Annotated in this window: 1 protein-coding gene and 2 pseudogenes; all 3 read left to right on the top strand. The window is 62.0% G+C overall.

Features of this window, described 5'->3' with window-relative positions:
- Positions 1-98: pseudogene (locus EXE41_RS18450) on the top strand (IS5/IS1182 family transposase); the annotation flags it as partial.
- A gap of 62 nt (positions 99-160) precedes the next feature.
- Complete coding sequence (locus tag EXE41_RS18445) at positions 161-796, top strand: IS6 family transposase (protein ID WP_137691774.1); 636 nt, start codon at positions 161-163, stop codon at positions 794-796.
- 85 nt (positions 797-881) lie between these two features.
- A pseudogene (locus tag EXE41_RS18440) lies at positions 882-1,597 on the top strand (KaiC domain-containing protein); the annotation flags it as partial.

The following is a 1,597-nucleotide window of genomic DNA, read 5'->3' as shown; positions in this document are numbered from 1 at the left end:
GCGATGCCGTGCGAGCGCTGGGCTGGTATCGGCAGTTCCGTGAGATTGTCTTGATGTTCGCCATCACCAACATAGAACCGCTGTGTGAGCCGCTGTGACCGTGACTCAGCATCTATTCAACACAGCAGAAAGGTGAGGCGGTGCGTTTTCAAAGTGTTCTATGCCCAAAAACGACCGCCTCAACGGCTGTTTAGACGATATCAACTTAGAGTTTGTGGAGCGAGAAGCAACACCGCGGCTGTTGATGAAGCTCAGTATTCAGCTTCATTTGGCTGGATTATCGCTTTCAAATACTGTTTCGTTTCTTGAGGTATTCGGTGTTGATCGGGTTCGCTCCACCGTTCATAACTGGGTTCACAAGTCCGATCTACAGCCGGAGTCTGGGCGAAGCCCGAATCACGTTGCGGTCGATGAAACTGTGATTCGACTTAACGATGAACAATATTGGCTGTACGCTGCTGTCGATCCGGAAACGAACGATCTGCTCCATACGCAGCTTGAACCGACAAGAAACAATGCGATCGCAGATCAGTTTTTCGCAGATCTCCGCGAGAAACACGACGTAGATGACGCGATTATTCTCGTCGATGGCGCAGCTCCACTTCAGCGAGCCTGTCGAAAGCATGACCTCGATTTCAGATACGAACGACATGGAAATCGGAACAGCGTTGAACGTGTATTTTGTGAGGTAAAACGCAGAACTATCTGTTTCTCAAACTGTTTCAGTAACGCTGAAGCAGAAACAGCAAACGAGTGGCTGAGATCGTTCGCCTTCGCATGGAATCAGCTTATCTGAACACTACCGGGAGTTCGCCGGAAAGTTTCAAGCCGCTTGGTCGCGTTGCTCGGCTCATGCCGAACCCCCACGGGCGGCGGAAACGATGAGCGAGGAGGACGACTGGTTCGAGCGCGCGCTGCGCGAGACCGACGAGGAGTCCGACGAGCGGCCGGTGGGCGACGCGGAGCGCGGATCCGACGGCGGGCCCGGGGAGTCGGATGATGCGCAAGAGCGGGATGACGCGCCGGACGAGCCGGAGGACGCAACGGCCGGACAGGAGAACGCGGCGGGCGAGCCGGAGGACGCGACGGGAGTACTGGACGAGTCTGACGCTCCCGGCGACGGGGGTGCGGAGCGGGAGTTGGACGACCCGGCGGTCGAACTCGGCGCATCGAGTGACGACGCCGAGCCCGCGGACCCCTTCGGCGGGAACCGCGGGGAATCGGACGCCGACGCGGGCGACGGGGACCCGTTCGGCGGTGCGACCGATGACGGCGAGGCGCGCTCCTCCGGCGACACGGCCGACGACGGTGACCCGTTCGGAGGGACCGACGAGCCGAGCGGCGACCGGTCCGGGGGCGACCGGTCCGGTGACGACTCGACGGCAGACGGCGTACCGGCGGACGCGTTCGGCGATGTCGGCGGCGGCGGCGGAGAGTTCGGGTCGTTCGGTGCGGACGACCCCTTCGGCGGCGGGAGCTACGCCGGCGCGAGCGAAGCGAGCGCTCCCGACCCGGACGCCGGTTCCGGGGGCGGGACGGACTCGTTCGGTGCGGACGACCCCTTCGGCGGGAGCCGCGGGGGCAGCGGGAGTAGCGG

Source organism: Halorubrum sp. SD690R (genome assembly GCF_005435035.1).
GTDB lineage: Archaea > Halobacteriota > Halobacteria > Halobacteriales > Haloferacaceae > Halorubrum > Halorubrum ezzemoulense.
The sequence above is the reverse complement of the archived record's forward strand: the minus strand, read 5'-3'. Positions and strand labels throughout refer to the sequence as shown.